General features: G+C 44.8%; 8 protein-coding genes and 1 pseudogene. 8 read left to right on the top strand and 1 reads right to left on the bottom strand.

The annotated features are described in order from the left end of the window. Nucleotides 1-618: 618 nt before the first annotated feature. From B9T16_RS23225 to gmk, 4 genes and pseudogenes are all read left to right on the top strand, one after another. Nucleotides 619-1024 (top strand): annotated as a pseudogene (locus B9T16_RS23225) (IS630 transposase-related protein); the annotation flags it as partial. Nucleotides 1025-1338: 314 nt separating this feature from the next. Next, nucleotides 1339-1932, top strand: coding sequence for a DUF4126 domain-containing protein (locus B9T16_RS23220; RefSeq protein ID WP_006616854.1), 594 nt, complete (start codon nucleotides 1339-1341; stop codon nucleotides 1930-1932). Nucleotides 1933-2297: 365 nt separating this feature from the next. Further along, the gene (gene remA, locus B9T16_RS23215; RefSeq protein ID WP_006616853.1) at nucleotides 2298-2564 is read left to right on the top strand and encodes an extracellular matrix/biofilm regulator RemA; all 267 of its coding nucleotides are present in this window, start codon (nucleotides 2298-2300) and stop codon (nucleotides 2562-2564) included. 33 nt (nucleotides 2565-2597) lie between these two features. Then, entirely contained in the window at nucleotides 2598-3152 is a 555-nt protein-coding gene (gene gmk, locus B9T16_RS23210) for a guanylate kinase (protein WP_006616852.1), read from the top strand. Between the two features lie 342 nt (nucleotides 3153-3494). On the opposite strand, the gene B9T16_RS23205 is transcribed toward gmk, so the two are convergent. After that, nucleotides 3495-4733 (bottom strand): vWA domain-containing protein, encoded by a 1239-nt coding sequence (locus B9T16_RS23205; protein ID WP_006616851.1) that lies wholly within the window; start codon nucleotides 4731-4733, stop codon nucleotides 3495-3497. 135 nt (nucleotides 4734-4868) lie between these two features. On the opposite strand from B9T16_RS23205, the gene B9T16_RS23200 reads away from it, so the two are divergent. The 4 genes from B9T16_RS23200 (at nucleotide 4869) to B9T16_RS23185 (ending at nucleotide 7695) form a co-directional block, all read left to right on the top strand. Continuing rightward, nucleotides 4869-5561 (top strand): ATP-dependent Clp protease proteolytic subunit, encoded by a 693-nt coding sequence (locus tag B9T16_RS23200; RefSeq protein WP_035735700.1) that lies wholly within the window; start codon nucleotides 4869-4871, stop codon nucleotides 5559-5561. A 24-nt stretch (nucleotides 5562-5585) separates the two neighbouring features. Beyond that, nucleotides 5586-6227, top strand: a complete 642-nt coding sequence (locus tag B9T16_RS23195) for an ATP-dependent Clp protease proteolytic subunit (protein ID WP_006616849.1) — start codon at nucleotides 5586-5588, stop codon at nucleotides 6225-6227. A gap of 158 nt (nucleotides 6228-6385) precedes the next feature. Beyond that, nucleotides 6386-6982 carry an ATP-dependent Clp endopeptidase proteolytic subunit ClpP gene (gene clpP / locus B9T16_RS23190; protein WP_006616848.1) on the top strand — a complete coding sequence of 199 codons (597 nt, stop codon included), beginning with the start codon at nucleotides 6386-6388 and terminating at the stop codon, nucleotides 6980-6982. 92 nt (nucleotides 6983-7074) lie between these two features. Continuing rightward, nucleotides 7075-7695: a J domain-containing protein gene (locus B9T16_RS23185; RefSeq protein WP_006616847.1), complete on the top strand. Its 621-nt coding sequence runs from the start codon at nucleotides 7075-7077 to the stop codon at nucleotides 7693-7695. The last annotated feature ends 363 nt before the right edge of the window (nucleotides 7696-8058 follow it).

The raw sequence follows: 8058 nt of genomic DNA, 5'->3' as shown, positions 1-8058 counted from the left end.
CACACCCTGCAGGAGTTGCTCGATAACAAGTACCAGTTGCTACGAGCGCACTTACCGAAGCGCCAAACCTTCTTTAATGATTTGCGCGCGCTTACCCAGACTGTACTTCGACAGTTGGGACCACCTTCTGACCTTTATGCTTGAGGGTCTCGAGTTAGACATCCCACCCGATAGCAGTTGAATTTCCAAAATGAGAATTGCTGACCACCCCCCAACCAAACACCGATAGGGTAACTCCCTTGTGATAGCAGTCAATAGCAAGCCTATCGGTTCGTTCCTCACCATTGACTGCTATCACGTCGGTCGCACCCCCAAGAGTGTTTGTTCCGGTTGGGGGGAGGRTATGTTTCCAAATCAACCACGACAACAGCAGAAGATAATTCCCCAAGCTATCAAYGTACAAAGATATTAGGCTGTCTTTCTATGGACTAGACCTATAGGTAAACCTATGTGCGATCGCAAAACCTGAACTATCATCTACCGGAACCAACCCGATACCCCTAAACAACTTTTCAACTGGGGTAGATTACCGGGATGGGAATYGAKRSCMAYRTATAGCACCAGACAGGAAAGTTAGGACGTATAATGGAGAGGACGAGATGACTAAGAAGACCAAAAATGCCAGCCCCCTATAGTTACGACCTCAGACAAAAAGTTATTGATGCAATTGAACTAGACGGTATGCCCAAAACAGAAGCCAGTCAAGTTTTCCATGTCAGCCGGAACACCATTAATCTCTGGCTGCAAAGAAAAGCACAGACCGGAGACTTCCTCCCTAAACCTAATCACCGACCTGGCAATAACCACAAAATTACCGACTGGCAAAAATTCAAGGCTTTTGCCCAAGAGCATGGCGAYCAAACCTCCGCTCAAATGGCTGAACTTTGGGATGACGACATCTCTCCTCGCACCATATCCAGAGCCTTGAAGAAAATTGGCTTCACCAGAAAAAAAAACTTACGGCTACCAAGAACGTGATCAGCAACAGCGAGAGGAGTTTATTGCTCAGATTGAACAGATTAAGCAGACGCGCCACGGTGTGGATGTAGGTCCGGCGACCGGTGGGGGTGTTATGGCGAAGACGAGTTTAAAGACTACGTGTGCATATAGTTCTGAAAGAAGAAGGACTAAGCGGTGAAGTCAACACTGTACCACTGACCAATTGGGCATCCACATCGGGAGCCCTATGATGCGAAAGTCTCAAGTACGGTTTTGAATGGGAGGGGATGGGGGCGACCCCATTCTCTACCCTTCCCCCCTGAACATGACTGGACTGATTTTGATGGGGTGCTAGGATAAAACCATCCTTTTCGAGTTACTGGAGCATAATGGCTTTCTATGATTGAAATTTTAGCAGTTCTTTCCGCATCAGCAGCAGGAGGTATGAGAATTGCGCTTCCACTGCTACTAATTGGATTACTGCGAAATAATTTATGGTCTGATGTACCAATTCTTTCGGATCTGTCTCCCAAGGTGGTAATTGGTGTTTTGGTGAGCTGGTCCCTCTTTGAACTTTTCGCCTCGAAACAATTATTAGGACAGCGCATTCTCCAGGTATTTCAACTGGTGTTTAGTCCGGTAGTCGGAGCGATTATGGGTTTGGCGATCGCTGAAGCCAGTTCTTTCCCCTCCTGGGTGTTGTGGTTGCTGGGAATTGTTGGGGGACTTTTGGCTTTAGTCTTACAATTGGTACAAGCCGGATGGTTTTACCGTCTGCGAGGCTTACCTCTATGGGCAATTTTTGTCCAGGATGGTTTGTGTATTGCTCTGGTTATGTTTGCTTTTGATGCTCCTGAACAGGGGGGGTTAATTGCTTTATTCTTGCTCTGGCTCGCTATTCGTAGCTCTACAGAATGGTATAAATGGTATACTCAGCAGGCTAGTAATCGCCATCGTAGCCAGCCTCGACTGGGGAAGCAAGACCCTGATTAAACTAAACTTTAAATACTCACAAGCAAATACTCATACAAAAATCTTAATTAGTGGGTTCACATATTTTTGACACCAGCACTGACACAGATCACAAAATTAAGTGATCTAGTTCATCAACCCTCCTATCTAGTTTTTTAAGCAGCAACAGGACTCAGTTTTCATCATCTCCCCGGTTTCCTTTGTCTCCAGGTAAAAGAGACCCCATCAGCCCCCAGATAGAGTTTTTCAGATTAAATATTGATTATGGGAGCCGATCCGACTACAATTTTTGTGGGCGATACTTTCGAGTTGGTAAGAATATACAATTTATGGGCTCATACCATCAAAGCGATCGCACCTACCTTTATTCTACCTGTAGAAATTTTATGGATATTCAACTCATTAATATCGGCTTTGGCAATATTATCTGTGGTAATCGTGTTATCGCTATTGTTGGCCCAGAATCTGCCCCCATTAAGCGTATCATTACAGATGCACGAGACCGAGGACAACTTATTGATGCTACCTATGGACGCCGCACCAGAGCCGTGATTATTACAGACTCAAATCATGTGGTTCTCTCAGCCATTCAGCCAGAGACAGTCGCTAACCGATTTGTGATTGAGAAAAACGGCACTAATCGCCTTTCATAAACCTATCGAGGTTCACCATTAACTACATTTAAGATGATTGACAGCAAAACTGGCCAACTCATTGTCATTACTGGACCCAGTGGGGTGGGAAAAGGAACCATTATCCGATCGCTCCTTAAAAAACACCCACAACTACATCTTTCCGTTTCTGTAACTACCCGATCTCCCCGTCCCGGAGAAGTCGATGGAAAAGACTATTTTTTCGTAACTCGCGATCGCTTTCAACAAATGGTTCAACAGCAAGAGTTACTAGAATGGGCTGAGTTTGCCGGCAATTTCTACGGGACACCCCGCTTGGCTATAGAACATAAAATTCAGCAGGGAGAGAATGTTCTACTGGAAATCGAACTAGAAGGCGCTAGACAGGTATCACAGACTTTTCCCCAGGCTGTGCGAATTTTTATCCTACCACCTGACCTACAAGAGCTAGAGAACCGTCTGCGAAATCGCGCCACTGACTCCGAAGAGGCGATCGCCCGTCGTATTCAACTAGCTAAAACTGAAATCGCCGCCGCCGGGGAATTTAACCACACCTTAATCAACGACAACCTCGATCGCGCCCTCGCAGAACTCGAAACCCTCTTTTAACAAATAACAAATTCTCTCCCAGACTTATGTTAACTTTTGTAACGAAAAATTAAGTTTTGTTGCGAAAAATTTTTTTCTGGGGGGGCTTGCCTTGGCGGGCGGCTTCTGGTATACTTTTAGATAATGGTAATAGTAACATTTTTAATATTTAGGCACAGATTTGCATTATTTAACTATATGTCAATATCCTACCATTAGTTACCGGTGATTGTCAACCCTTAGCGCTTGGGGCGACAAATTTTTTTTTGAGAGTTTTTCTCAATAACAGCTTAGTTAGAAGGAAGTTAGAAGGAAGAGGGAAGTGGGAAAGCCATGCTCCCGACACCCTCAACCAGCCTAGATCTACTTGAGAGTTGTTTTCGATGCTATGCGGGTTTTCTTGCGTTCGGAGTCGGATAGTTCTTCGCCGGACTGGAGGCGAGTTGCACTACCTTGTAGGACAGTAGCAGCACTATTGTCACCCATTTGTAAAGCCGTTTTAGCCGCCGTTTGTAACATAGTAGCAGCACCGGCACGATCGCCTTGTTGTAGTTTAGTTTCCGCGATTTGAGTTTGTCGGTACTTAGCCAAGGCCAGAATATGTTGTTGAACCTTGGGATCGGAGGTAGGGCGATAATCTCCAATCACATTAGCTTCCACCAAAACAGGTTGAGAATAAAGCCTTTCAATACCCAAAGCGGGGTCATCATAGCGGACTTGAATTTGAGCGATCGCCTGTTTACCGATCGACAAATTGTTAACATAAAGGTTAGCCAAGATAATCCGTTCGGTATCCTTCATTAAATCCCCCAAGCGCACCGCGAGTTGTTCGCCTTCTGGCTGTATAGGAAGTTCAATAGTATCGGGATAAACTTGTGCAATTGGCTTGAGTTGAGCCAAACGGACATTAGGAAAGAAGGAGAATAATAGGTAAGCGTTAGTGAGTCCCACCGATTGCATACGGGTAAACAGACGGCCAAACTCAGCGATCGCCTGTTCGGGATATTCAATATATCCCAAAGCACCGCCACCCGCATCAGCAATTTTCTCCAAAATATCCTGATTCCAGTCGTCTCCAAATCCCAAAGAATTAATAGTTAACTTATATTCGGTGGCGAGTTTGGCTAATTTGAGACAACGTTTATTATCTCCGTGTTCATTTTCGCCGTCAGTCAGTAAAAACCCTTGAGAAATCCGATCCTGTTTACCCTTTCCTAACTCCTCAATTCCCAGCTTGAGACCTTCATCAATAGCAGTTCCCCCGGAACAGCGCAAACCATCAATCTTTTTTTTGATACCATCAGGATCGGCGATGTCCTGATTAGGAACCAATACCTTAGCTCGGTGATCAAAAGCAACTACCGAAATGCGATCGCCTACATTTAAGCGATCGATAAGTTCTTTCGCCGCCTGTTTAACCGTTTCCAAGGGTTGACCATTCATAGACCCACTGTGGTCTAAAATCAAACATAGATTCATGGGAACTTGACCCTCAAACGGATCAGGAACCGCTGAAACCGAAATTGACAGTTGACGCTGATTCGATTCAGGATTTGGGTCTAGGTTCGGATCGTTGAGGGAAGAGTGCAAACTGACTTTCATAGAAGACCTCCGGGATGTGAAAAATCCTATTTGAGTATAGGACGCAACTCAAAATTCAGATGGTCGGTAATTTCCCATCCGGTTATTCACAGGACTGAGCTACGAGTTGCGTTAGTATATAGTCTAACCTCTTTGATGAGTTCATCGGTTTATACTGTGCAATCACCATACTACTACAGCGACAGTTCCATTCGGACACCACCACCAGACCTACCCTCCTTGCTACTCAAGGAAAGGATTATCTATCTAGGGTCGCCTCTAGTTTCCTCAGACGACTATAAGCGACAACTAGGGGTTGATGTAACCAAACTAATTATCGCCCAGTTGCTTTATCTGCAATTTTCCGATCCAGAAAAGCCGATTTTCTTCTATATCAACTCTACCGGAACCTCGTGGTATACCGGAGATGCGATCGGACAAGACACCGAAGCCTTCGCCATTTGCGATACCATCAACTATGTCAAGCCCCCTGTGCATACTATCTGCATTGGTCAGGCTATGGGTACAGCGGCGATGATTCTCTCGGCGGGGACCAAAGGCTGTCGCACCAGTCTCCCCCATGCCACCATTGTTTTAAACCAACCTCGTATGGGGATGGGACGATCTCAAGCTACAGATATCCAAATTAGGGCGAAAGAAGTCCTAGCCAACAAAGCATCTATCTTGGGTATTTTGTCCAAAAATACCGGACAACCTGTCGAAAAAATTGCCAAAGATACCGATCGCATGTTCTATCTAACACCAGAGGCGGCTAAAGAATATGGCTTGATTGATCGGGTTCTCGAAAGCACTAAGGAATTGCCCAAACAATTACCCGTTGGTGTGTAGTAAACTTGCTGGTGCTTACAAATTATGCCTGTCGATGAAGTTCTTCGCGTTCCCTATCAGATTCCTGGTAGTCAATACTGGCAGTGGGTTAACATATATACTCGCTTGAGTCAAGAGCGAATTATTTTTCTGAATCAGCCTCTGACAACCGGTGTCGCTAATTCCTTAGTGTCGTCTATGTTGTATCTTGACTCTGATGATCACAATAAGCCCATCTATATGTACATCAACTCTATTGGTGATCCAGTCCTAGCAGGTATGGCTAATGAGTCGATGGGAATGATGTCAGTTATGGCGGCTTTGGCTGTCTATGACACTATGCAACACATCAAATCTGAGATTGTTACTATCTGTTTGGGTCAAGCCGTGGGGATGGCAGCTTTGTTATTGTCCTGCGGTTCTAAAGGTAAACGGGCTAGTCTTCCTAATTCGATGATTACTCTTTATAACCCCCAAACAGGAACCCAAGGACAAGCTACGGATATTCAAGTAACCGCTGAGGAAATCCTCTCGAAACGGGTTTTAATGATGGATATATTTCACCAAAATACTGGTCAACCCGTTGAGAAACTTACTAAGGATATGAACCGCACTTTTTACATGACCCCTGAACAGGCCAAAGAGTATGGTATCATCGACCGTGTTTTAACAACTCAAAAAAGCTGATTTGATTTCCCTGACCTGTTATGGGAAAACACGCCGGGGAGATTAATTAGAGCCTAATTATCCTCGCCCCCGGCGACAGTGGCAACAGTATCTCCCGCGCAACTACTCTGTTACTAGAGTTAAATGATAATCTGATCGAGACAAGAGGATTAATAATTATGCCTATTGGTGTTCCCAGTGTTCCTTATCGACTTCCTGGTAGTACCTATGAACAGTGGATCGGTATCTATGAAAGACTGTTCCGCGAACGAATTATCTTTTTGTCCGAAGAAGTTGACGATGGTATTGCTAATGCGATCGTGGCTTATATGCTGTATTTGGACTCGGAAGACCCCTCGAAACCCATTTACCTCTATATCAATTCCCCCGGTGGTTCGGTAACTGCAGGTATGGCAATTTACGATACCATGCAATATATCAAGTCTGATGTAGTCACTATCTGCGTGGGTATGGCTGCTTCTATGGGCGCATTTCTACTGGCTGCGGGTACTAAAGGTAAACGGTTAGCCCTCCCCAATGCTAGGATTATGATTCACCAACCTTTGGGGGGTACTCGCGGACAAGCAACTGATATCGAAATTGAGGCTAAAGAAATTCTCCGAATTCGTAAGGTCCTCAATGAGATGTTAGCAGAAAGATCCGGTCAAACTCTCGAAAAAATCGAGAAAGACACCGATCGCGATTACTTTATGTCCGCCGCCGAAGCTCACGAATATGGTTTAATCGATCAGGTCATTGAAGAACGCTCCGTTTAACAATATCCTAAATTTCTGTTAAACTAATTACGCCCGCCTTTCTTGTGGGGCGGGTTCGGTTCTTGACTTAAACTGGGGTAGATTAAACCTAGATGGACACAACGGATTACTATCGCACATTGGGTTTAAGAACAGGGGCGAGTTTGGAAGCGGTCAAGGCTTCCTATCGGAAACTCGCCCGACAATATCATCCTGATGTTAATCAAAATAATCCCCAAGCCCAAGAAAGATTTATCGCCTTAACTGAGGCTTATAAGTTTCTGTTAGATGTCGCTAAACCAGAGTCCGAAATGGCTTGGGCTACTGCCTCTTATACCCAATTTCACCAGGGTACAACCACCCATTTCCCCAGGGTTAAAACTAAGGTCTATCACCCGGAAAACCGGATTCAATTTAACCCGGAACTCTCCGAAACTGAGCAGAAATTGAAGGAAAATTGCTATAAACAATTGCAGCAATTACTCAGATATCAGCGCTTTCCTAGGGCGATCGCTTTAGTGGAAGGACTAGCCCACAGAATCCCCCAAGACCAGGAAATCCGACAGTGGCAGGCTATTACTTATCAACGTTGGGCGCGTCAACTTATCAAAGAACGCCAAACCGATAAAGCCCGCAATTACCTCAAAAAAGCCCTCCGTACTGACCCTCACAATCGCACGCTGTGGGCGGAAGTTGAACGAGATTTTCAATCCCTAGAAAGTGTCTATTCCTAAAGGTTAATTAACCAGGATTCCCCGGCTTTTCTTCCTGGGAAAATATGCCTTTTTTAACATTAAAAAATTTTTTTGGGCTCGGAACCCGCGCCAACCCTTGACAACCACTGGGAACTCATGATAGCATTTGGATATTATAGTTACATAATTGAAATCTATTTACTAAAAATAAAATTAGCAATATTCAAATTATATAAAAAGTGTAGCGCAAGTCGCCCGGAAAAGCAACCCCCCCCAGAAAAAAAATTTTCCCAGCCCCAACTTAACATTTCTTTACATACAGCTTGTTCACCAGTCCCTTAAGACATTGCCCTCACCCTAGGTCTCTCTCCCAGATATAGCACTAGTCAATACGGTTAGGAC

Origin of the sequence: Arthrospira sp. PCC 8006, from assembly GCF_046480465.1 — a bacterium.
Classification (GTDB): Bacteria; Cyanobacteriota; Cyanobacteriia; order Cyanobacteriales; family Microcoleaceae; genus Limnospira; species Limnospira platensis.
This window is presented reverse-complemented; position numbering and strand designations above follow the sequence as displayed.